Below are 20,956 nucleotides of genomic sequence, written 5' to 3' on the forward strand. Positions count from 1 at the left end.
GTCTTCGTACTGCGGTCAGACCTTCGCACGTCGGGGTCGGCCGGAGAGCAGGACCACAACTTCACAGAGCTCATCCAGAGGGACTGAGGGAACGGCCCGTCGAAGTCCCGGCAACCTTCTCGCACGGCCGGCCCAGCAGTGGCCATCCGGCGGGACAGGTGCCAATTCCGTCCTGTGGCGCGACCGCGTCACGGGGAAGATGAGGAGAGAGGCCTCCGCCATCATGGCTACCGCTGTTTCTGCCGCCCCGACCGTCGACCTCGGCCCCGCTGCCGCCCTGTCCTGTCGCGAGTGTGGCACCCGATTCCCGCTCGGCCCGAGCTTCGCCTGCGTCGAGTGCTTCGGCCCGCTGGAGATCGCGTACGACTTCGGCTCCGACTCCGCCGAGGAGCTGCGCAAGCGGATCGAGGCCGGTCCGGCCTCGATCTGGCGGTACGCCCCGCTGCTGCCCGTCCCGGCCGACGTGGCGGGCAAGCCGAACCTGAACCCGGGCTGGACCCCGCTGGTGAAGGCCGACAACCTGGGCCGCGAGCTCGGCTTCACCGCCCAGCTGCACGTCAAGGACGACTCGGGCAACCCGACCCACTCCTTCAAGGACCGGGTGGTCGCCTGCGCCATCGAGGCGGCGCGCGCGTTCAACTTCACCACCCTGTCGTGCTCCTCCACCGGCAACCTGGCCGGCGCCGTCGGCGCGGCCGCGGCCCGGGCCGGTTTCAAGTCCTGCGTCTTCATCCCGCACGACCTGGAGCAGGGCAAGGTCGTGATGGCCGGGGTCTACGGCGGCGAGCTGGTCGGGATCGAGGGCAACTACGACGACGTGAACCGGTTCTGCTCGGAGCTGATCGGTGACCCGGCCGGCGAGGGCTGGGGCTTCGTCAACGTCAACCTCCGGCCGTACTACGGCGAGGGCTCGAAGACCCTGGCGTACGAGATCTGCGAGCAGCTCGGCTGGCGGCTGCCGGAGCAGCTGGTGATCCCGATCGCCTCGGGCTCCCAGCTCACCAAGATCGACAAGGGCCTGCAGGAGCTGATCAAGCTCGGCCTGGTCGAGGACCGCCCGTACCGGATCTTCGGCGCCCAGGCCGAGGGCTGCTCCCCGGTCTCCGCCGCCTTCAAGGCGGGTCACGACGTGATCCGCCCGGTCAAGCCGAACACCATCGCCAAGTCGCTGGCGATCGGCAACCCGGCCGACGGCCCGTACGTGCTGGACATCGCCCGCCGCACCGGGGGCGCGGTGGAGGACGTGACGGACGCCGAGGTGGTCGAGGCGATCAAGCTGCTGGCCAGGACCGAGGGCATCTTCGCCGAGACGGCCGGCGGGGTGACCATCGGGGTGCTGAAGAAGCTGGTCGAGACGGGTCAGCTGGACCCGTCCAAGGAGACCGTCGCGATCAACACCGGGGACGGTCTGAAGACCCTGGACGCCGTCGCCGACGCGGGCCTGACCGCCACCATCCGCCCGACCCTGGACTCGTTCCGGGCCGCCGGTCTCGCCTCCGCCTGATCCCCCCTCACCTCCCCGCTAGGAGTCCGTGCATGAGCGCCACCGTCCGCATCCCGACCATCCTGCGCACCTACACCGGCGGCGTCGCCGAGGTCACCGCCGAGGGCGACACCCTGGGTGCCGTCATCGCCGACCTGGACGCCAACCACCCCGGCATCGCCGCCCGGGTGCTGGACGACGCGGGCAAGCTGCGCCGCTTCGTGAACGTGTACGTGAACGACGACGACGTGCGTTTCGCCGAGGGCCTGGCGACCGAGATCAAGGACGGCGCGGGCATCTCGATCATTCCCGCGGTGGCCGGCGGCTGCTGAGTTCCCGCACTTCACCGAATACGGCCGCGCCGCCGTCCGAACCGGAATCCCTATTTCCGCTTCCGACGGCGGCGCGGCCCTATGTCGGGTGGAAAAGCGGGCACCCGGGAGGGAGTAGAGTGCGACGGAAGTCGGCGTATCCCCGCTCTTACCGCCGCCCTCCCCACGCACCGTCAGCCGATCGCGTACGCAAGGCCCGTCCGGCCGTTGAGACATCCGCCGGACCGCGTGAGACAGAAGATGTCAGGCAAGCGTCAGAAATCTGGCCGCATTTTGCGGTGATGAGTCCGCTATGCCCGGAGTGAATTGCCACGCTCTGCCGCCTTCCTCCCGCGATATCCCATTCGACTGCCGATGAATTCGGCAAGGTTGGCCCTGTTGCAGAGGGCGTCTGTCCGGATACATTCAGCCGCGATCGACGCATTCACCCGTCGGCCGGGTCGCCTCGCGGTGCACCGGTGGGGCGCTTGCGGCGAGCGCGGCTGCGCCCAGGGGGGGTTCCCTCGGGCGTGCCTGTTCAGACCTGGGCCCGCATCCTGCGGGTCCGCGAAGGGCCAGCACAGCACAAGGGGAGTTCGGAATGGCTCAGGGCACCGTCAAGTGGTTCAACGCGGAGAAGGGGTACGGCTTCATCGCGGTCGACGGTGGTGCGGACGTGTTCGTCCACTACAGCGCGATCCAGATGGACGGCTACCGCACCCTCGAGGAGGGCCAGCGGGTCGAGTTCGAGATCTCCCAGGGACAGAAGGGCCCGCAGGCGGACATGGTCCGCGCGGCGGTCTGACCTTTCCGAACCCCTGGGGACCTCGGCTCGGCCGCGAGTTGGCGTCACCTGCTTGGTCGACGGGCCCGTACGACATCGTCGTACGGGCCCGTCGGCGTCCCCGCCGGGATGACCGATCTGCGTGTCACTACCACGATTGGGCTTGCACTCGATACCCGAGAGTGCTAATCATTGGCGTTAGCACTCGCAGCATGAGAGTGACAACGGACCGGGTCGGTGAGGCCCCCGGGAGCGGTAGGGGACAAGACCCCCGCACACCAGGGCCGTCCGTCGCGGGCGCCCCTCGGTCCGGTGCAGTCGACCGTGTCCTGGAGGACCACTTCCGATGGCCAAGATCATCGCGTTTGACGAGGAAGCTCGCCGCGGCCTTGAGCGTGGCATGAACCAGCTTGCCGACGCCGTCAAGGTGACGCTCGGCCCCAAGGGCCGCAACGTCGTCCTGGAGAAGAAGTGGGGCGCCCCCACGATCACGAACGACGGCGTCTCCATCGCCAAGGAGATCGAGCTCGAGGACCCGTACGAGAAGATCGGTGCCGAGCTCGTCAAGGAGGTCGCCAAGAAGACCGACGACGTCGCGGGCGACGGCACCACCACCGCCACCGTGCTGGCCCAGGCGCTCGTGCGCGAGGGTCTGCGCAACGTCGCGGCCGGCGCCAACCCGATGGCCCTGAAGCGCGGCATCGAGAAGGCCGTCAAGGCCGTCTCGGACCAGCTGCTGGCCCAGGCCAAGGATGTCGAGACCAAGGAGCAGATCGCTTCGACGGCCTCCATCTCGGCCGCCGACACCCAGATCGGCGAGCTCATCGCCGAGGCGATGGACAAGGTCGGCAAGGAAGGTGTCATCACCGTCGAGGAGAGCAACACCTTCGGTCTGGAGCTCGAGCTCACCGAGGGCATGCGCTTCGACAAGGGCTACATCTCCGCGTACTTCGCCACGGACCTGGAGCGGATGGAGGCGTCCTTCGAGGACCCGTACATCCTGATCGCCAACTCCAAGATCGGCTCGGTCAAGGACCTGCTCCCGCTGCTGGAGAAGGTCATGCAGAGCGGCAAGCCGCTCGTCATCATCGCCGAGGACGTCGAGGGCGAGGCCCTGTCGACCCTGGTCGTGAACAAGATCCGTGGCACCTTCAAGTCCGTCGCCGTCAAGGCCCCGGGCTTCGGTGACCGCCGCAAGGCCATGCTCGGCGACATCGCCATCCTCACCGGTGGCACCGTGATCTCCGAGGAGGTCGGCCTCAAGCTCGAGAACGCCGGCATCGACCTGCTGGGCACCGCCCGCAAGGTGGTCATCACCAAGGACGAGACCACCATCGTCGACGGTGGCGGCGACAGCGACCAGGTCGCCGGCCGGGTCAACCAGATCCGCGCCGAGATCGAGAACAGCGACTCGGACTACGACCGCGAGAAGCTCCAGGAGCGCCTGGCGAAGCTCGCGGGCGGCGTGGCCGTGATCAAGGCCGGCGCTGCGACCGAGGTCGAGCTCAAGGAGCGCAAGCACCGCATCGAGGACGCCGTTCGCAACGCGAAGGCCGCCGTCGAGGAGGGCATCGTCGCCGGTGGTGGCGTGGCGCTGCTGCAGGCTTCGGTCGCGTTCGACAAGCTGGAGCTCGAGGGCGACGAGGCCACCGGTGCCAACATCGTCCGCGTCGCGCTGGAGGCCCCGATCAAGCAGATCGCGGTCAACGCCGGCCTCGAGGGCGGCGTCGTCGTGGAGAAGGTCCGCAACCTGCAGCCCGGTTGGGGCCTGAACGCCGCGACCAACGAGTACGTCGACCTCATCGCCGCGGGCATCATCGACCCGGCCAAGGTCACGCGCTCCGCGCTGCAGAACGCCGCCTCCATCGCGGCGCTCTTCCTCACCACCGAGGCCGTCATCGCCGACAAGCCCGAGAAGGCCGGTGCCCCCGCGGGCGGCGGCATGCCGGGTGGCGACATGGACTTCTGATCCTCCCGAGGATCGGAACGTTCTGAACGTCCGTCAGGGCGGTCTCCCCTTCACCGGGGAGGCCGCCCTGCGGCGTTCCGCCGGCGTTTCCGGCTCCGTGGCGGGCTGCGGGACAATGGACGGATGAGTTCTGACATCGAAGCCGCGCTGCACAGTGCGCGGGCGCTGATCCTCGCCGACCTGACCGCCCGGGACGTGGCCGACCCGCAGGTGGTGTCGCTGGTGGAGGACGCGGTGACGCACCGGCGCTGGTGGCTGGAGCAGTGGCCGGACGGGACGGACTACGTGCTCGGCCTGGTCGCGCAGGACGTGCAGGACAAGCTGCTGGAGGCGTACGGGCGCTGGCCGCTGTGCGAGGTGTGCGCCGCCGAGGGGGACCCGCACGCGTTGAGCGTGGAGCCGGAGCTCGGGCCCGAGCCGCACTGGGTGTGCGGCAAGGAGGCGGCCGTGGTGGCGCCGGTGGGTGCGCTGTCGTGATCCTGATCGACCCGCCGTCCTGGCCGGGGCACGGGAAGCACTGGTCGCACCTGGTGAGCGACGTCTCCTACGAGGAACTGCACGCCTTCGCGGAGCGGCTGGGCGCGCCCGCACGCGGGTTCGAGCGCGACCACTACGACATCCCGGCCGCCTGGTACGACCAGGCGGTGGGGCTCGGCGCGCAGCCGGTCGGCAGCAAGGAGCTGGTGGCCCGGCTGACCGCCGCCGGGCTGCGGCGGCGGAAGGCCGGTCGCCCGGTCAGCGCTCCAGGAGCATGAGCTCGGCCGCCAGGTTGCGGCGGGCGGCGGCGTCGAACCGCTCCCGGGCGTGGTCCGTCCGGTAGAGCGCGGGCAGCGCGAGCAGCTGCCGCAGGATCTCGGCCCGCCCGGTCCGGAAGGCGTCCTCGGGGACGAAGCCGTACTCGGTGCGGACGGCGGCCGCGTAGTCGGCGTACTGCCCGGGGGTGCCGCCGAGCACGGCCAGGTCGGCGTCGCAGAGCACCTCGCCGTTCCGGTCGCCGGGGGCGGGGTGGTGGCCGACGGTGAGCCGGACCAGCCGGGCGACCTCCTCCACCAGCGCCTCGGCCAGCCCGGCCTCGCGCAGGGCGCGGATCGCGAGCTGGGCACTGCGCTCCTCGTTCTCGGAGCGGTCGGGCTTGTACACGGCGTCGTGGAACCAGGCGGCCAGCCGGACGGCGTCCGGGTCCTCGGCGTGTCCGGCCAGGGCGTCGATCTGGTCCAGGACGGCCGTCAGGTGCTCGGTGCGGTGGTAGTGCCGCTGCGGTTCGGCCCACCGGGCGAGCAGGTCGCGCCCGTACGGCGCGGGGTCGACGGTGGCTCCGGTACGGAGCAGCAGGGCGGTCCAGCGGTCCAGCAGCGCGGAGGTCATGGCGGTCATTCTTCCCGACGCCGGTCCGGCGGCCGGACCCGCGTGGGATGCGGCCCCGCCGGGCGGTGGCCATGCTGGGGAGCGCGGGCCCGCACCTCGGCGGGGCCGAACTGTTTCCCGTGCAGAGGGCTCGCCGACGGGCCTCCGGATATGGCAGGGTAAGCAATATGTCTAGACCAATGTTCGAAGTGATCGCGCTGACGGCGGAGGACGCCCGGGCTGCCCAGACGGGCGGTGCCGACCGCCTCGAACTGGTCGCCGACATCGCCGCCGACGGTCTCACCCCCGCCCTCGCGGACTTCGTGGCCATCCGGGACGCGGTCAGCATCCCGCTCCGGGTGATGCTCCGGCTCCGGGACGGCTTCACCCCCGGCAGCCTGGACGAGCTGCAGGCGCGGGCCGCCGCGCTGCGGGCCGAGGGCGCCGAGGAGTTCGTCTTCGGGTTCCTGGACGCCGAGGGGGCGGTGGACCTGGCCGCGACCCGGGCCGTCGCGGAGGCGGTGGCCGGCTGCCGCTGGACCTTCCACCGGGCGATCGACCACAGCGCGGACCGGGCCGCCGTCCGGGCCGCCGTCGGCGACCTGCCCGGGCTGGACACCTTCCTCACCTCCGGCTCCGCGGCCGGCGTGAGCGACGGCCGGGAGGTGCTGGCCGGCGAACTCGCCAAGGCGGGCGACCCCGGCTACCGCCAGCAGATCCTGATCGGCGGCGGCCTCCGCGCCGAACACATCCCCGACCTCCGCGCCGCCGGCTTCGACGGCTTCCACGTCGGCGGCCCGGTCCGCGCCAACGGCTGGGACACCCCGGTCGACGCCGCGAAGGTCGCCGAATGGCGGGCCGTGATCGACGCCTAGGCCGTGTTTTGGAAGGTGGTTTGGTGTGATGCCAGGCTGTGTGGATGGGGCGTGGGGATCTGTCGGATGATCAGTGGGCTGTGCTGGAGCCGTTGTTGCCGATGGCCGGGGTGGGTCGTCCGGCGAGGTCGCGTCGTAGGCTGGTCAACGGGATTCGGTGGCGGGTACGGACGGGAGCTCCGTGGCGGGACGTTCCGCCGGAGTACGGACCCTGGCAGACGATCTACGGCCTGTTCCGCCGCTGGCAGCGACAAGGTGTCTGGCAGCAGCTCCTTGCCGGCCTGCAGGCGCGGGGCGATGCGGCCGGGATGATCGTCTGGGAGGTGAACGTCGACTCCACGATCTGCCGGGCCCACCAACACGCCGCGGGCGCCCGACGTGACGGGGCCGCGCAGAAGGAGCCGCCGGGCGGCGTGGGCAAGGAGCCCGCGGACCACGGGCTGGGCCGGTCACGAGGCGGATTCACGACCAAGATTCACCTGGCGTGCGAGCAACGGCAGAAGCCGCTGTCCCTGCTCGTCACGGCCGGCCAGCGCGGGGACTCGCCGCAGTTCGAGGCGGTGCTCGACGCGATACGTGTGCCCAGAACCGGTCCGGGCCGACCCCGCACCCGCCCGCTTCGGGTGCGCGGCGACAAGGCGTACTCGTCCAAGGCGAACCGGGCCTACCTGCGTCGACGCGGCATCCGGTGCACCATCGCGGAGCCGGCCGACCAGATCCGCAACCGCAAGCGGAGGGGTGCGGGCGGTGGACGTCCACCCCGCTTCGACCGCGAGGACTACAAAGCCCGCCATGCTGTCGAGTGCGGCATCAACCGGCTGAAGCAGCACCGGGCGGTGGCCACCCGCTTCGACAAACTCGCCGTCCGCTTCGAGGCGGCCGTCCTCGTCGCCGCGATCAACCAGTGGCTGTGAGAGTCGACGTGCCGGGCTCGCGTGCCATGCTGGCCGCGAGCCCGGAGCGGGGTGTCGCACAAGGGGAGAAACCGGTGGCCGCTACCCACTACTGCGCCGACAGCGAGAACGGCGACCACATCGACGACCCGTCCGAAGACGCCATCTTCATGCTGCTCGACGACCTCAACGACACCGACAACACCTTCGTCGTCATCCAGCCCGACGAGGACGACCCGGCCTGGTACGTCTCGGTCGCCGTCCTCGACAAGGGCGAATACGAGATCGTCCGCCGCGACGCGAGCCGACACGAACACCACATCGTCACCGAGACCAGCATCCACACGACCGCGCGCGACCTCATCCTCTGGCTGGCCACCCGAAGCTCCCCCGGACAACCAACCAGACACACCTTCGACGCCTTCTAAAACACGGCCTAGACCTTTGCAGGTGCTCAACCGATTACGGTCAGGGGCTCGGGGAACTGCGGCGCCGGCCTCGTTCAAGGTGATCGCTGCGCAGGTGGTCGGGCACTTTCGCCGTGACCCGCACGCCAGATCTCCTCGCAGTTCCCCGAGCCCCTGACCGTAGATGCCGAAGCACCTGCCAAAAGTGCGGCCCCGGGCCTCTGCTCAGCGCAGCTGTTCGGGGAGGGGCTGGGCGTGCAGGACCGCCAGGCCCGAGACCGCTCGGGTCAGGGCGACGTAGAGGCGGCGCAGGCCGGTCCGTAGGTCGGGTTCGCCGGCGACCACTGCGGCGGGTTCGTCGAGGACCACGTAGTCGTACTCGAGGCCCTTGGCGAGGGAGGCGGGGACCAGGGTGAGGCGGGCGTCGGCGCTGGTCTCGGTGCCGGGTTCGAGGTGGGCCAGCCCGGCTGCCGTGAGGGCGGCGGAGAGGGCCGGGATCCGGGCGTCCGCCGCGATCAGCCCGGTCGAGCCCTCGCGTTGCAATGCGCTGCGGCAGGCCGCCACCAGCGCCGAGTCCAGTGCTTCCGGCTCTACCTGACGGAGGGTCAGCGAACCCGGTGCGTCGCGGACCGAAGTGGCCGGCGCCAGGCCGGGGGCGATCGCGGGCAGCAGCCGGGAGGCGTACGCGATCACCTCCTCGGGTACCCGGAAGCCCTTGGTGAGCTCCTCGACGTGGGCGGTCGGCTTGCCGAGGTGGTGCAGGGCCTCGGCCCAACTGCCGGTCGCCCAGGGGGTGGTGCCCTGGGCGAGGTCGCCGAGCACGGTGGCCGAGCCGGTGCTGCACCGGCGGCCGACGGCCCGGTACTGCATCGGCGAGAGGTCCTGCGCCTCGTCCAGTACGACGTGGCCGAGCGAGGCGGTGCGCTGCACCAGGTCGGCGGTCTCGTCGACCAGGACGGCGTCGGCGGCGGTCCACGGCGCGGTCTTCGCCGAACGTCCGGGCCTGGCCCAGCGGATGGTGGCCTGCTCGTCCTCGGTCAGGATGCCGTCCGCGCAACTCGCCAGGAACTCGGCGTCGGTGAGCAGCCGGTGCACCAGCTTGGCCGGGTCCACCGGCGGCCAGCACTGCTTGACCAGGGCCTTGACCTGCGGGTTGCGGGCCACCGCGTCCTGCACCCGGTCGTCGGGAGCCTCGCCGCCCTGCTCCATCTTCAGCAGGACCGCGTGCGCCAGCCGCTGCGGCAGCGCCTCGCCGGCCGCGCCGTAGCGGATCTCCCGGCTGCGCAACTCCTCGATGATCTCGGTGAGTTCGTACACCGGCAGGCGCCAGCGGCGGGAGCCGCGGACCACCACCAGCGGCTCGGTCGGCAGGCTGATGCCGGACCGGACGGCACGGCGCAGCACCTCGGCCATCCGGGCGTCGCCCTTCAGCCGGGCGGCCTCGGACGGGTCCTCGGCGCGGATCTCGACGTGCTTGACCAGCTCCTGCACGGTCGCCTGGGCGACGTCCAACTCGCCCAGGGCGGGCAGGACTTGCTCGATGTAGTGCAGGAAGGACCGGTTCGGCCCGACCACCAGGGTGCCGGACTTGGCGAGCCGGTCGCGGTGCGCGTACAGCAGGTACGCGACCCGGTGCAGGCCGACCGCGGTCTTGCCGGTGCCGGGGGCACCCTGGACGCAGACGGTGCCGCCGATCTCGGCCCGGACGATCTCGTCCTGCTCGGGCTGGATGGTGGCGACGATGTCCCGCATCGGGCCGACGCGGGGCTTCTCGATCTCGGCGGCGAGCAGGGCCGAGGCGCCCTCCGTCTCGGCCGGGTCGCTCAGGTGCTCGTCCTCGTACGCGGTCAACTCGCCGCCGGTGTAACCGAACCGGCGCCGGCGGTCGACGTCCAGCGGGTCGGTCCGGCTGGCCCGGTAGAACGGCTGGGAGACCGGCGCCCGCCAGTCGATCACCATCGGGTCGCCGGTGGCGTCGTGCACGTGCCGCCGCCCGATGTAGAACCGCTCGCCGCCCGCCCGTCGCCCACCACCACCCTCGCTCGACGCGCTTCGCGCGGCACCCGCTGTTCCTTCGGCCTGCTCCTCGCTGATCGCGTGCTGGTAGTCCAGCCGGCCGAAGAACAGCGGGGTGTGCGCCAGGTCGGCGAGCGCGGCGATCCGGTTGGTGATCTGGTTCTGCAGGACGGCGGCGGAGACCCAGGTGCCGGTCACGTCGCGCAGGTCGAGTGACTCGACGTCGGCGCGCATCGCGCGCAGCGCGTCCCGGGAGGCGGCGAGGTGGTCGCGCTCGCGCTGGAGCAGAGGGTCAACAGGGGCGGGGGAGTGCACAGCGAACCTTCCCGGCCGCCCGGCGTGGGGCGGCGGTCTCGTCGTTAGCTCACGGTGAAGAAACCGCCCGGTTGCCGACCGGACGGGCTCCCACGGCTGCCTGGACGGCACCACGCTTCGGGAGGGGGCAAGACCGGAAATCCTAGACCTGCCCCCACCCGTGGCGCGAATCATTTGTCCGCGCGCCCTCGGTGCACCCTGATACGCCGTCAGGGGCTACAGGACGTCGTCCGCGTCGATGATCCGGTACGCGTAGCCCTGCTCGGCCAGGAAGCGCTGCCGGTGGGCGGCGAAGTCCTGGTCCACGGTGTCCCGGGCCACCACCGAGTAGAAGTGCGCGGAGTGCCCGTCCGCCTTCGGGCGGAGCACCCGGCCCAGCCGCTGGGCCTCCTCCTGCCGGGAGCCGAAGGTGCCGGAGACCTGGATGGCCACCGTCGCCTCGGGCAGGTCGATGGAGAAGTTGGCCACCTTGGAGACCACCAGCACGCTGATCTCCTTGGTCCGGAACGCCTCGAACAGCTTCTCCCGCTGGGCGTTGCTGGTCTCGCCCTTGATCACCGGCGCGTTCAGCACCTCGCCCAGCTCGTCCAGCTGGTCGATGTACTGGCCGATGATCAGGGTCTGGTCCTTCTCGTGCTTCTTGACCAGGGCCTCCACCACCCGCCGCTTGGTCGCGGTGGTGGCGCAGTAGCGGTAGCGCTCCTCCGGCTCGGCGGTGGCGTAGGTCAGCCGCTCGGAGTCGGTCAGGGTGACCCGGACCTCGCAGCAGTCGGCGGGCGCGATGTAGCCCTGCGCCTCGATCTCCTTCCACGGCGCGTCGAACCGCTTGGGCCCGATCAGCGAGAAGACGTCGCCCTCCCGGCCGTCCTCGCGGACCAGCGTGGCGGTCAGCCCGAGCCGCCGCCTGGCCTGTAGGTCGGCGGTGAACTTGAACACCGGCGCGGGCAGCAGGTGCACCTCGTCGTAGACCACCAGGCCCCAGTTCCGCGCGTCGAACAGCTCCAGGTGCGCGTAGCTGCCCTTCCGCTTGGTCGTCATCACCTGGTAGGTGGCGATGGTGACCGGGCGGATCTCCTTCCGGGTGCCGCTGTACTCGCCGATCTCGTCCTCGGTCAGCGAGGTCCGCTTCACCAGCTCGTGCTTCCACTGCCGGGCCGAGACGGTGTTGGTGACCAGGATCAGCGTGGTCGACTTGGCCTCCGCCATCGCGGCGGCGCCGACCAGCGTCTTGCCGGCGCCACAGGGCAGCACCACGACACCGCTGCCGCCGTGCCAGAAGCCCTCGACGGCCTGCTGCTGGTACGGGCGCAGCGTCCAGCCGTTCTGCTCCAGCTCGATCGGGTGCGCCTCGCCGTCCACGTACCCGGCGTAGTCCTCGGCCGGCCAGCCCAGCTTGAGCAGCACCTGCTTGATCTGGCCGCGCTCCGAGGGGTGCACGATCACGGTGTCCGGGTCGAGCCGGGCGCCCACCAGCGGGGCGATCTTCTTCGACTTCAGCACCTCCTCCAGCACCGGCCGGTCGGTGGTGCTCAGCACCAGCCCGTGCACCGGGTGCTTGGACAGCTGCAGCCGCCCGTACCGGCCCATGGTGTCGGCCACGTCGACCAGCAGGGCGTGCGGCACCGGGTAGCGCGAGTACTTCACCAGGGCGTCCACCACCTGCTCGGCGTCGTGCCCGGCCGCCCGGGCGTTCCACAGCCCGAGCGGGGTGACCCGGTAGGTGTGGACGTGCTCGGGCGCCCGCTCCAGCTCCGCGAACGGCGCGATCGCACGGCGGCAGTCGGCTGCCTTGGGGTGGTCGATCTCCAGCAGCAGGGTCTTGTCGCTCTGGACGATCAGCGGTCCGTCGTTCACGCGGGGAGTCCTCCGGTTGTCAGGTCGCAGACTTTCCAGTGTCCCGCACTCGGGTGGTTATGGGTGACCTGGTCGGGAAGTGCTCGTTGAGCAGGGCATGAAGATGCCCAATCGCGTACTCGCCGCCGTCGTCCTCTCCGGTGCCGCGCTGGCCGCCGCCGCCGCGCCGGCCTACGCGGCCAAGCCGGCCGGCATGCCCGACATCAAGAACGCGGGTGGCCTGTTCGGCACGGTGGCCTTCACCGCCACCGAGCTGATCAGCGGGGTCGACCCGACGCCGCCGGACCCGGAGGTGCTGATGGAGCAGGCCAAGCAGCAGCAGGCCGAGCAGGCCGCCAAGCAGCAGCAGGCGAAGTAGCTCAGTCCAGCCAGACGTAGGCGGCGAACCGGCCGGTGACCTGCTCACGGCGGTGCGAGAAGAAGTCCTCGTCCTCCATGGTGCAGCGGTCGTCGTGCCGGATCCCGCCGACCCCGGCCCTGGTCAGCTGGGCGGTGATGCCAGCCCGGACGTCCAGGGCCGGGGTGCCCTGCCGGGTGGTGGCCCAGAGCTCGGGGAGCCGTTCGCAGGCTTCGGCCCGCATCTGCTCGGGCACCTCGTAGCAGCGGCCGCAGGCCAGCGGGCCGACCAGGGCGACCAGGTCGGCCGGATCGCTGCCGCGTGCGGTCAGCGCCGCCACCAGGGCGGTGGCCACCCCGGCGACCGTACCGGCCCGGCCGGAGTGCGCCGCGCCGACCAGCCGCCGGACCGGGTCGCCGATCAGCACGGGGGCGCAGTCGGCCGCCAGCGCGACCAGGCCGAGGCCCGGGCGGTCGGTGACGATGCCGTCCAGCGGCGGGGCGGTGCGCGGGTCGAACGGCTCGGTGACGTACGCGACCTCGGTGCCGTGTACCTGACGCATCATCACCACCCGGGCCGGGTCCAGGCCGAGCTCCAGCGCGGTGAGTTCGCGGTTGCGGCGGACGTCGGCCGGGTCGTCGTCGGTCCGCCCGCCGAGGTTGCGCGAGTCGAACGGGGCCTTGCTGACCCCGCCGTGGCGGTCCATGACGGCGTACCTGATACCGGGTGCGAGCTCCATGCGACCGACCCTACTGCGCGCTGTCGGCCAGTTCGGCGACTCCGGTGATCCGGTGCAGCGCGAAGGTCCTGACCTCGTCGCTGAGGTGGTCGTACGCCGTGACGTAGCCGCCCTCGACCTTCACCGGGTCGATCACCCGCTGCGAGGAGAGGCCCTCGGCGTTCACGTAGCCGATCCACATCCGCTCGCCGAGCTGCACCGCCGTCTGCAGCGCGGCCAGCGTGTCCGCGGCCGCGGTGCGCGGGAGCTGGCGCAGGTCGCTGCGGGCCGGGCCGCTCTGCGGGCGGTGGGCGGCCGGCCCCGCGACGGTCTCCCGGCGGACGGCGGTGGCGGCCCGGTCGCCGGCCCGGACGGCCTTCACGGCGGCGGTCAGCAGCACCTGGTCCGGCTCCGGCGGCCCGTCCGGGACGGGGGTGGGGGCGGTGCGCGGCGGGGTCCGGCGGCTGTCGGGGTGGGTCAGCAGCACGTCGCCGTCGGCGGATTCGGCGGCCGGGGCGTACCCCATCGACCTGAGCACCGAGAGCAGCGTCTCGGGCCCGGCCTGGGCGGCCAGCACGGTCGGGGCGAGCAGCCGCAGCCGCAGCTCGGCCGACCGCCGGTCGGCCAGCACCTCGGCCAGCAGCCCGGGGTCGTCGCAGCGCAGGTACGAGGAGGCCGCGCCGACCCGGAGCACGCCGTGCCGCCTGGCCACGTCGTCGATCAGGTAGCTGAGCGGCTGCGGGACGGGGGTGCGGGAGTGCTGGGCCAGGAAGGTGTGCAGGTCACTCGCGGACCGCCCGGCGTCCAGCGCCCGGCGGATCGAGCCGGTGGTGAACCGGTAGACCGTCGCGCCGCCCTTGGACTCGATGTCCGCGCAGAGCCCGAGCGCCTGGGCGAGCGGGGTGAGCAGCGGACCGGGCGCGATCGCGGTCAGGTCCGGTTGGAGGATCACGTGGTCCAGCGGCTGCGGGAGCAGCGGGTCCAGCGCGGCGGCCGGGTCGGTGCGGCCGAGCAGCGCCCGGGCCGGTGCGCCGAGCGCGCCCCGCCCGGTGATGCCGAGCAGCTCGGCCTCGTGCAGGGTCCAGTCGACCAGGTGGTCACGGAAGTCCCGGCCGTCCGGGCCCACCGGGCCGCCCCGGAGCGGACGCTGCCAGCGGAGCAGCGGCAGCAGCCCGGCGGCGTCCGCGACACCGCCGGCCGGCAGCCCGGCCAGCGCTTCGAGGGTCGCGCGGCGCACGGACGGTGCGAGGGTGCGGTCCAGCTCGGGGCCGAGCGGGGCGCGGGTCTTCCCCTTGCCGTCCGGGGTGCCGGTCAGCCCGGCCACCCGGGTGGCGGTCAGCCAGCTGCGGGCCAGCAGCGACCAGCGGTCGGCGGTCGGCTGCTGCAGCCAGAGGTCGTACGCGGGGGTCGGTGCCCAGCGCTCGTCGGTCTCCCCGTCCGGCGCCAACAGGCCGGAGGTGTACGCGAGTTCGAGCCAGAACGCGGCGGTCGTCTCGGTGCACTCCAGGATCAGCGCGGCCCGCTTGAGGTCCCGTACGCCCAGGCCGCCGGCCCGCAGGGTGGGCGGGGCCTGCAGGCCCCAGGCGTCCAGCAGTTCCTCGAGGGTGCGGACGGCGGTGTACGCCTGTCCGGCCGCCGCGTTGTCCACAGCCTGTGGATCGCGCTCGACGGTCGGCGTCACCACGGGCGGGGTGGGCTCGACCGTCCGGTGGCTCCGCTCACCGCGCAGGTGCAGCGCCAACTCCCTGGGGATCACCACCGATCCGGCGCTGGACGGGAGCAGCAGCCCACGCGCGAGCAGCCACTCGACCGGACTGCGGGCCTCGTCCGCGGTGACCGGCCGGCCCGCGTCCGGGACGGTGCCGGTCGGCGGTCCCCAGACCAGCTTCTCCAGCAGGGCGAGGGCCGGGGCCGGCGCCTCGGCCAGCAGCGCGGCGCAGCGCTTGCGGTCCTGCAGCAGGCCGCCGAGCGCGGCGACGGCGGTCACCGGGTCGGCGGTGGGCGGCAGTCCGGCCCCGGCGATCAGCTGCTGGAGCCGGGCCGGCGACATGCCGAGGGTCGCCTCCGCCAGGGTCGGGCCGAGGCCGGTCCGGCCGGGGTTGGCGGCGGTCGGGGCGAGCGCCTCGCGGACCGCGATCACCAGCCGGAGCGCCGAGTCGGGGCCCCAGAGCAGCACCTGGGAGCGGAGGGTGGCGATCGCGGCGGGCAGCGCGGCGGTGACGGCGGCGCGGTCGGCGGGGGTCGCGGCGGGATGCGGCTTCACCCGGGCGGGGCCGGCCAGCAGGTTCCGCACCACCGTGTCGGTGCAGCCCTCGGGGGCGGCGGCGAGCGCCTCGGCGGTCTGCAGGGTGAAGCGGTCCAGCCGCTCCAGCGCCCGGAGGGTGGACGCCCGGCTGGAGAGCCGGGCGGCCAACTGGGTGAGGTCGCTCGGCACCGGGTTGAGCAGATCGGGGCGGGCATGCAGCAGGGCGGCCAGCGAGTGGTCGTCGCGGGCGCGGAGCTCTTCGGCGAGCGTCCGGGGTGCAGCGGCCCTCGCCGGGCGGGGCTCGCTCTGCTGGCTGGTCATCCGACCCAGATTACGGCACCCGGGCAAACAAGCCAGAGCCTCTTTGGCAGGCGCTCGGGGCTGCACCTATGGCAGGGCGCTCGGTTGCACTGTCCAGGGGCTCGGGGCCCTGCTGATGTGCGGCTCCGCCGCGTGGGTGAGGAGATCTGGCGTGCGGGTCACTGCGAAAGTGCCTGACCACGCACGGACGGATCACCTTGCAAGGGCCGGCGTCGCCCACGCGGCGGAGCCGCACATCAGCGGAGCCCCGAGCCCCCGACCGTAGATGCCGAGCCACCTGCAGAGAAGTCGGCGTCGCCCACGCGGCGGAGCCGCACATCGGCAGAGCCCCGAGCCCCTGAGGGCGCCCCGGTAGGGCGTGCGGTGGGGGCGTGGGGGCGTGAAGGGGGTCGTGGTGGGGGGTGGAAGTGGGTAGCGTCGGTGGTGAGGTGAGGGGTGGTCATGGCGGACGGCGAGTGGTGGCGGGTGGACGGGCCGTGGCGGGTGCTGGGGCGGAGGTCCGGGGAGGCGTCGGCCGAGGTGGCGGAGTCGGTGTACGCGCCCGAGGTGCCGGCCGAGCGGGCTCCCGAGGTGCCGTCCGAGGGGGCGTGGCTGATCACCCGGGCGGTGCCGAGCCGGCCGTTGACCGCCGAGGACTTCCCGGGGTGGGACAGCATCACCTTCGACTTCCCGGTGCCCGAGCCGGAGCCCGCCGTCGGGCTGCTCCCGGAGCAGCGGGCGGAGGAGCAGGCGGCGGAGCCCCCGGCCGGGGAGGAGCCGGCCCGGTCGTTCCTGACGGGTCGTCGCCCCTCGCCGCTGGTGCTGCTCGCGGTGGTGGTGCTGCTGGCGGGTGCGGGCACCGGCCAGCTGCTCGCGCTGCTGGCGGGCTGGGCGCTGGCGTACGTGTCCCGGCTGGGTGACCTGACCAGGAAGTTCGCGGTGCTGGTGGTGCCGCTGGGCACGCTGACCGCGACGGCGGTCTGGCAGTGGGGCCGGGCCCAGGGCCGGTGGGGTGCCCCGGCCGGCCCTGCCGATCAGCTGGGGCGGCAGGTCTGGGACGGTGCACCGGGTGCGCTGCGGCTGGCGGCGGTGCTGTCGGCGCTGTTCCTGCTGGTGGTGACGCTGCGTCGGCGCAAGGCGGTGGCCGAGGAGTGAGGCGGCGTCAGGCGCCGAGGAACTGCTGCAGCTCGGCCAGGATCAGGTTGGCCCCGGTGTAGCCGATGCCCTGGAACCAGAGCTGGTCGTCCACCGGGAAGGCCCGGTGCGCCCTGACGGCGCCGAGCGCCTGCCAGCCGGCACCGGCCAGCACCGCGTCGGTCCCGGCCCTGGCCGGGTCGCCGTACGTCGAGTAGAAGAGCACGTCGCCGTCGGCCTGGGCGATCTGCGCGGGCGGCACCTCGACGGCGAACTGGTCGACGTTCTGCGGGTCGGGCCGCCCGAGCTGGAGGTCGGCGAGCAGGGTCCCGAGGAAGTTCTGCTTCCCGTACAGCCGGACGGTCGACGAGCCCTCGACGAACCGGACGATGCTGATCCGTCGGCCGCCCGAACCGGCGTCGCCGATCGCCTGGGCGGTCCGGCCCACGTGCCGGCCGTACTCGGCGGTGACGACGGCGGCCTGGGCCTGCCGGCTCAGGGCCCGGGCGTGCAGCTGGAAGTTGTCCTTCCAGGGGAAGCCGGTGGTCTGGCTCAGCACGGTGGGGGCGATCGCCCGGAGGGCGTCGTAGTGCGCGTCGTCCCGGGTCCGGTTGCCGAGGATCAGCTCGGGGGCGAGGGCGGTGACCAGGGCGGTGTCCGGGCTGCCGACGGTGCCGACCGGGGCGATCCGGGCCCGCCAGGCGGCCGGCCAGTAATCGGGCAGCTCCCGGTCGGCGGCGGCCCGGGCGGCCCCGACCGGGGGGATGCCGAGGGTGAAGGCGGAGTCCAGCTCGGCGGTGTCCAGCACCACCAGCCGGTTCGGTGCGCCGGGCACCTGGACCTCGCCGGTGGCGGCGGTCACCGTGACGCTCGGCACCGGCGCGGGGCTGGGCGTCCCGGTGCCGGACGGCAGGTCGGGGAAGTCCGACGGGGCCGGTCCGGTGCAGCCGGTCAGCAGGGCCGCCCCCAGTCCGGCCAGCGCGGTCCGTCGGGAGAGTTGACGTGGCATCGGCACCTCGGACGGTTCGACAGTACGAGTGATGTCGATTATGTCCGAGTTGTCGGATGACGTACGGTCAGCCCGTCCAGGGCGCGCCCGGGATCACCAGCGGCGTCCCGGTGACCGGATCCGGCACGATCACCGCGTCCAGCCCGAACACCTCCCGGACCAACTCGGCCGTCACCACCTCGGCCGGCGGCCCCTGCGCGACGATCCGGCCGTCCCGCATCGCCACCAGGTGGTCGGCGTACCTGGCGGCCTGGTTGAGGTCGTGCAGCACGGCCACCACCGTCCGGCCGCGCTCCTTGTTGAGGCGCCGGACCAGGTCCAGCACCTCGACCTGGTGGGCGATGTCCAGGAAGGTGGTCGGCTCGTCCAGCAGCAGGATGTCGGTGTCCTGGGCGAGCGCCATCGCGATCCAGGCCCGCTGCCGCTGACCTCCCGACAGCTCGTCCACGCTGCGCTCGGCCAGTTCGGTGGTGGAGGTGCGCGCCAGCGCCTCGGTGACCGCCTGTTCGTCCGCCGCCGACCACTGCCGCCACCAGCTCTGGTGCGGCTGGCGGCCCCGGGCCACCAGGTCGCCGACCGAGATCCCCTCCGGCGCGACCGGCGACTGCGGCAGCAGGCCGATCCGCCGGGCGATCGTCCGGGTCGGGATGCCGGCCAGTTCGGCGCCGTCCAGCAGCACCGCCCCGCGGGCCGGCTTCAGCAGCCGGCCGAGCGCCCGCAGCAGGGTGGACTTGCCGCAGGCGTTCGGGCCGACGATGACCGTCACGGCGCCGTCCGGCACGGTCAGGTCGAGCTCCTCGACCACCGTCCTGGACTCGTACGCGAGAGTCAGCCCGCGGGCTTCCAGGCGGTGCATCAGGAACCTCCACGACGGGAACGGATCAACAGCCACATCAGGTACGGCGCACCCACCAGCGCCGTCACCACCCCCACCGGCAGCTCGACCGGCGCCAGCAGCCGCCGGGCCAGCAGGTCGGCCAGCACCACCACCACGGCACCGGTCAGCGCCGAACAGAACAGCGGCAGCTGCGCGCCCCGGACCAGCCGGACCGCGATCTGCGGCGCCATCAGCGCCACGAAGTCCACCGGCCCGGCCGCACCGGTCGCGCAGGAGGCCAGCACGATGCCGAGCAGCGCCATGCCGAGCCTGATCCGGTTCAGCCGCAGGCCGAGGCCGACCGCGGTGGCGTCGTCGAAGGAGATGCCGCGCTGTGCCCTGGCCGCCCAGAGCACCGCCGGGACGGCCGCCAGCAGCACCCAGGCCAGCCGGCCGGCCTGGTCGAGGCCCGCGCCGTTCAGACTGCCCGTCATCCAGACCTTGGCCTGCTGCGCCTGCAGACCGTCGCCCTTGGTCAGGAACAGCGAGGTGAGCGAGGAGAGCGCGATCGAGATGCCGATCCCGATCAGCACGAACCGCTGCGCGTGCATGCCGCGCCGCCAGGCCAGCAGGTAGACCAGCAGCCCGGCCGCCAGGCCGCCGGCCACCGCCGCCCACGGCACCTGACGGGCCGTCTGCACGTACCCGAAGGCCATCAGGCCGACCACCACCGCGCTCGCGCCGTGGCTCACCCCGATCACGTCCGGGCTGGCCAGCGGGTTGCGCGCGACGGTCTGCACCAGCGCCCCGGCCAGGCCGAGCGCCAGGCCGACCAGCAGACCCACCGTCACCCGGGGCAGCCGCAGCTCGCCGACCACCAGCTGGTCCGGGCTCGGCCGTCCGAGCAGCACGTCCAGCACCGAGGCGGGCGAGACGGTGGACTGGCCCAGGCAGAGCGAGGCCACCACCGCCCCGGACAGCAGCACCAGCAGCGCCGCCGCGACCGCCACCGACCGCCGGTGCACCAGGAACGAGGCCGGGCCGAACCGGGCCACCGAGTAACCGCTCAGCGGGACGCTCATGCCGCCACCACCTTCTTCCGGCGCACCAGTGCGACCAGCACCGGGACGCCGACCAGCGCGGTCATCACCCCGGCCGGTACCTCGGACGGCGGGAACAGCACCCGGCCCAGGGTGTCGGCGAGCAGCAACAGGGCGGGCCCGAGCAGCGCCGACAGGGTGAGCACCCAGCGGTGGTCGGTGCCCACCAGCGCCCGGGCGGCGTGCGGCACCGCCAGGCCGACGAAGGCGATCGGCCCGGCCGCCGCCACCGCCGAACCGGTCAGCACGGTCGCTCCGAGCGCCCCGACGGCCCGGGTGGTGCCGGTCCGCGCACCGAGGCCCTTGGCGGTGTCGTCGCCCAGCGCCAGCGCGTCCAGCCCCCGGGCCACCGCGAACACCAGGGCGGTGCCGACCAGCAGGAAGGGCAGCAGCTGCCAGGCCACGTCGGCGGTCCGGCCGGCCAGCGAGCCGACGTGCCAGAACCGGAACTGGTCCATCGTCGCGGCGTCGGTGGTCAGCACCGCGGTGATCAGCGAGGCGATGAAGGCGGTCGTCGCGGAGCCCGCGAGGGCCAGTTTGACCGGCGTCGCCCCGCCCCGGCCGGTGCCCGCCAGCGCGTACACCAGCACGGCCGCGACCGCGGCCCCGGCGAAGCCGAACCAGACGTACCCGGCCAATGAGCCGACCCCGGCCACCGAGATCGCGAACACCACGCCGGCCGCGGCGCCCTGGCTGACGCCGAGGATGCCCGGTTCGGCGATCGGGTTGCGGGTGATCCCCTGCATCACGGCCCCGGCCGGCCCGAGCGCGGCGCCGACGGCCAGGCCGACCACGGTGCGCGGCAGGCGCAGCTCGCGGACCACCACGGCGTCGGCGGTGTCGCCACCGTGCAGCAGCGCCGAGACGGCCTCGCCGAACGGGACGGTACGGCTGCCGACCGTCAGGCTCAGCAGGACCGCGGCCAGCAGGACGGCCGCGGCGGCGGTGAGCCAGAGTATTCGCCGGCGCAGCAGCGCCCGGCGGCCCGGCTCGGTGATGTCAGCCATTTGTCCCATTTCGCAGTCAGCTCAGGCAAACCTAAGTT

Annotated in this window: 20 protein-coding genes and 1 riboswitch; of the genes, 11 read left to right on the top strand and 9 right to left on the bottom strand. The window is 72.7% G+C overall.

The genetic code is table 11. From position 1 onward, the window contains the following. Positions 1 to 67 precede the first annotated feature (67 nt). A riboswitch (SAM riboswitch) is annotated at positions 68 to 206 on the top strand. 17 nt (positions 207 to 223) lie between these two features. The 6 genes from thrC (at position 224) to OHV05_RS19615 (ending at position 5,302) form a co-directional block, all read left to right on the top strand. Next, complete coding sequence (gene thrC / locus OHV05_RS19590; protein ID WP_405018832.1) at positions 224 to 1,504, top strand: threonine synthase; 1,281 nt, start codon at positions 224 to 226, stop codon at positions 1,502 to 1,504. A gap of 32 nt (positions 1,505 to 1,536) precedes the next feature. Beyond that, positions 1,537 to 1,815, top strand: a complete 279-nt coding sequence (locus tag OHV05_RS19595) for a ubiquitin-like small modifier protein 1 (RefSeq protein WP_403037104.1) — start codon at positions 1,537 to 1,539, stop codon at positions 1,813 to 1,815. Positions 1,816 to 2,395: 580 nt separating this feature from the next. Further along, positions 2,396 to 2,599 carry a cold-shock protein gene (locus OHV05_RS19600; RefSeq protein ID WP_030289665.1) on the top strand — a complete coding sequence of 68 codons (204 nt, stop codon included), beginning with the start codon at positions 2,396 to 2,398 and terminating at the stop codon, positions 2,597 to 2,599. 325 nt (positions 2,600 to 2,924) lie between these two features. Further along, positions 2,925 to 4,547 (top strand): chaperonin GroEL, encoded by a 1,623-nt coding sequence (gene groL / locus OHV05_RS19605; protein WP_403037106.1) that lies wholly within the window; start codon positions 2,925 to 2,927, stop codon positions 4,545 to 4,547. A gap of 123 nt (positions 4,548 to 4,670) precedes the next feature. After that, positions 4,671 to 5,024 (top strand): hypothetical protein, encoded by a 354-nt coding sequence (locus OHV05_RS19610; protein ID WP_403037109.1) that lies wholly within the window; start codon positions 4,671 to 4,673, stop codon positions 5,022 to 5,024. Continuing rightward, positions 5,021 to 5,302, top strand: a complete 282-nt coding sequence (locus OHV05_RS19615) for a DUF4031 domain-containing protein (RefSeq protein ID WP_403037112.1) — start codon at positions 5,021 to 5,023, stop codon at positions 5,300 to 5,302. The genes OHV05_RS19610 and OHV05_RS19615 overlap by 4 nt, the downstream gene beginning before the upstream one ends. Here the strand turns inward: OHV05_RS19615 and OHV05_RS19620 are convergent. After that, positions 5,283 to 5,921, bottom strand: a complete 639-nt coding sequence (locus tag OHV05_RS19620; protein WP_405018833.1) for a hypothetical protein — start codon at positions 5,919 to 5,921, stop codon at positions 5,283 to 5,285. The genes OHV05_RS19615 and OHV05_RS19620 overlap by 20 nt on opposite strands. Before the next feature lie 170 nt (positions 5,922 to 6,091). Here OHV05_RS19620 and OHV05_RS19625 point away from each other — a divergent pair, with 170 nt between their 5' ends. Genes OHV05_RS19625 through OHV05_RS19635 form a run of 3 tightly spaced genes read left to right on the top strand, consistent with a single transcriptional unit; the run spans position 6,092 to position 8,087 of the window. Next, entirely contained in the window at positions 6,092 to 6,766 is a 675-nt protein-coding gene (locus OHV05_RS19625; RefSeq protein ID WP_405018834.1) for a copper homeostasis protein CutC, read from the top strand. 44 nt (positions 6,767 to 6,810) lie between these two features. Continuing rightward, a complete protein-coding gene (locus OHV05_RS19630; protein WP_405018835.1) occupies positions 6,811 to 7,680 on the top strand; it encodes an IS5 family transposase in 870 nt (289 codons plus the stop codon). 26 nt (positions 7,681 to 7,706) lie between these two features. Further along, the gene (locus OHV05_RS19635; RefSeq protein ID WP_405021497.1) at positions 7,707 to 8,087 is read left to right on the top strand and encodes a hypothetical protein; all 381 of its coding nucleotides are present in this window, start codon (positions 7,707 to 7,709) and stop codon (positions 8,085 to 8,087) included. 204 nt (positions 8,088 to 8,291) lie between these two features. Here the strand turns inward: OHV05_RS19635 and OHV05_RS19640 are convergent, their stop codons facing one another. Next, positions 8,292 to 10,397, bottom strand: a complete 2,106-nt coding sequence (locus OHV05_RS19640; RefSeq protein WP_405018836.1) for a HelD family protein — start codon at positions 10,395 to 10,397, stop codon at positions 8,292 to 8,294. Between the two features lie 216 nt (positions 10,398 to 10,613). After that, entirely contained in the window at positions 10,614 to 12,251 is a 1,638-nt protein-coding gene (locus tag OHV05_RS19645) for a DNA repair helicase XPB (protein ID WP_403037123.1), read from the bottom strand. 103 nt (positions 12,252 to 12,354) lie between these two features. Here OHV05_RS19645 and OHV05_RS19650 point away from each other — a divergent pair, with 103 nt between their 5' ends. Further along, positions 12,355 to 12,609: a hypothetical protein gene (locus OHV05_RS19650; protein WP_405018837.1), complete on the top strand. Its 255-nt coding sequence runs from the start codon at positions 12,355 to 12,357 to the stop codon at positions 12,607 to 12,609. 1 nt (position 12,610) lies between these two features. Here the strand turns inward: OHV05_RS19650 and pgeF are convergent, their stop codons facing one another. Together pgeF and OHV05_RS19660 are read right to left on the bottom strand one after the other, a co-directional pair. Further along, entirely contained in the window at positions 12,611 to 13,327 is a 717-nt protein-coding gene (gene pgeF, locus OHV05_RS19655) for a peptidoglycan editing factor PgeF (RefSeq protein WP_405018838.1), read from the bottom strand. 10 nt (positions 13,328 to 13,337) lie between these two features. Next, entirely contained in the window at positions 13,338 to 15,872 is a 2,535-nt protein-coding gene (locus OHV05_RS19660) for a helicase C-terminal domain-containing protein (RefSeq protein ID WP_405018839.1), read from the bottom strand. Positions 15,873 to 16,313: 441 nt separating this feature from the next. Between OHV05_RS19660 and OHV05_RS19665 the strand changes: the two genes are divergently transcribed. Next, positions 16,314 to 17,006, top strand: a complete 693-nt coding sequence (locus OHV05_RS19665; RefSeq protein WP_405018840.1) for a hypothetical protein — start codon at positions 16,314 to 16,316, stop codon at positions 17,004 to 17,006. Positions 17,007 to 17,013: 7 nt separating this feature from the next. Here the strand turns inward: OHV05_RS19665 and OHV05_RS19670 are convergent, their stop codons facing one another. From OHV05_RS19670 to OHV05_RS19685, 4 genes are all read right to left on the bottom strand, one after another. Next, on the bottom strand, positions 17,014 to 17,994 hold the full coding sequence (locus OHV05_RS19670; RefSeq protein ID WP_405018841.1) for an ABC transporter substrate-binding protein: 981 nt from the start codon (positions 17,992 to 17,994) through the stop codon (positions 17,014 to 17,016). A 67-nt stretch (positions 17,995 to 18,061) separates the two neighbouring features. After that, complete coding sequence (locus OHV05_RS19675) at positions 18,062 to 18,850, bottom strand: ABC transporter ATP-binding protein (protein ID WP_405018842.1); 789 nt, start codon at positions 18,848 to 18,850, stop codon at positions 18,062 to 18,064. Beyond that, positions 18,850 to 19,893: a FecCD family ABC transporter permease gene (locus tag OHV05_RS19680; protein WP_405018843.1), complete on the bottom strand. Its 1,044-nt coding sequence runs from the start codon at positions 19,891 to 19,893 to the stop codon at positions 18,850 to 18,852. The genes OHV05_RS19675 and OHV05_RS19680 overlap by 1 nt, the downstream gene beginning before the upstream one ends. Next, positions 19,890 to 20,918: a FecCD family ABC transporter permease gene (locus OHV05_RS19685; protein WP_405018844.1), complete on the bottom strand. Its 1,029-nt coding sequence runs from the start codon at positions 20,916 to 20,918 to the stop codon at positions 19,890 to 19,892. The genes OHV05_RS19680 and OHV05_RS19685 overlap by 4 nt, the downstream gene beginning before the upstream one ends. Between the last annotated feature and the right edge of the window lie 38 nt (positions 20,919 to 20,956).

The sequence above is a fragment of the Kitasatospora sp. NBC_00070 genome (assembly GCF_045041205.1).
Classification (GTDB): domain Bacteria; phylum Actinomycetota; class Actinomycetes; order Streptomycetales; family Streptomycetaceae; genus Kitasatospora.

Bases quoted from the DNA above. Each gene is read 5' to 3' on its own strand.
- thrC (WP_405018832.1), top strand. From the start codon at position 224: ATGGCTACCGCTGTTTCTGCCGCCCCGACCGTCGACCTCGGCCCCGCT.
- OHV05_RS19595 (WP_403037104.1), top strand. From the start codon at position 1,537: ATGAGCGCCACCGTCCGCATCCCGACCATCCTGCGCACCTACACCGGC.
- OHV05_RS19600 (WP_030289665.1), top strand. From the start codon at position 2,396: ATGGCTCAGGGCACCGTCAAGTGGTTCAACGCGGAGAAGGGGTACGGC.
- groL (WP_403037106.1), top strand. From the start codon at position 2,925: ATGGCCAAGATCATCGCGTTTGACGAGGAAGCTCGCCGCGGCCTTGAG.
- OHV05_RS19610 (WP_403037109.1), top strand. From the start codon at position 4,671: ATGAGTTCTGACATCGAAGCCGCGCTGCACAGTGCGCGGGCGCTGATC.
- OHV05_RS19620 (WP_405018833.1), bottom strand. From the start codon at position 5,921: ATGACCGCCATGACCTCCGCGCTGCTGGACCGCTGGACCGCCCTGCTG.
- OHV05_RS19625 (WP_405018834.1), top strand. From the start codon at position 6,092: ATGTTCGAAGTGATCGCGCTGACGGCGGAGGACGCCCGGGCTGCCCAG.
- OHV05_RS19630 (WP_405018835.1), top strand. From the start codon at position 6,811: ATGGGGCGTGGGGATCTGTCGGATGATCAGTGGGCTGTGCTGGAGCCG.
- OHV05_RS19635 (WP_405021497.1), top strand. From the start codon at position 7,707: ATGCTGGCCGCGAGCCCGGAGCGGGGTGTCGCACAAGGGGAGAAACCG.
- OHV05_RS19650 (WP_405018837.1), top strand. From the start codon at position 12,355: ATGCCCAATCGCGTACTCGCCGCCGTCGTCCTCTCCGGTGCCGCGCTG.
- pgeF (WP_405018838.1), bottom strand. From the start codon at position 13,327: ATGGAGCTCGCACCCGGTATCAGGTACGCCGTCATGGACCGCCACGGC.
- OHV05_RS19660 (WP_405018839.1), bottom strand. From the start codon at position 15,872: ATGACCAGCCAGCAGAGCGAGCCCCGCCCGGCGAGGGCCGCTGCACCC.
- OHV05_RS19665 (WP_405018840.1), top strand. From the start codon at position 16,314: ATGGCGGACGGCGAGTGGTGGCGGGTGGACGGGCCGTGGCGGGTGCTG.
- OHV05_RS19670 (WP_405018841.1), bottom strand. From the start codon at position 17,994: ATGCCACGTCAACTCTCCCGACGGACCGCGCTGGCCGGACTGGGGGCG.
- OHV05_RS19675 (WP_405018842.1), bottom strand. From the start codon at position 18,850: ATGCACCGCCTGGAAGCCCGCGGGCTGACTCTCGCGTACGAGTCCAGG.
- OHV05_RS19680 (WP_405018843.1), bottom strand. From the start codon at position 19,893: ATGAGCGTCCCGCTGAGCGGTTACTCGGTGGCCCGGTTCGGCCCGGCC.
- OHV05_RS19685 (WP_405018844.1), bottom strand. From the start codon at position 20,918: ATGGCTGACATCACCGAGCCGGGCCGCCGGGCGCTGCTGCGCCGGCGA.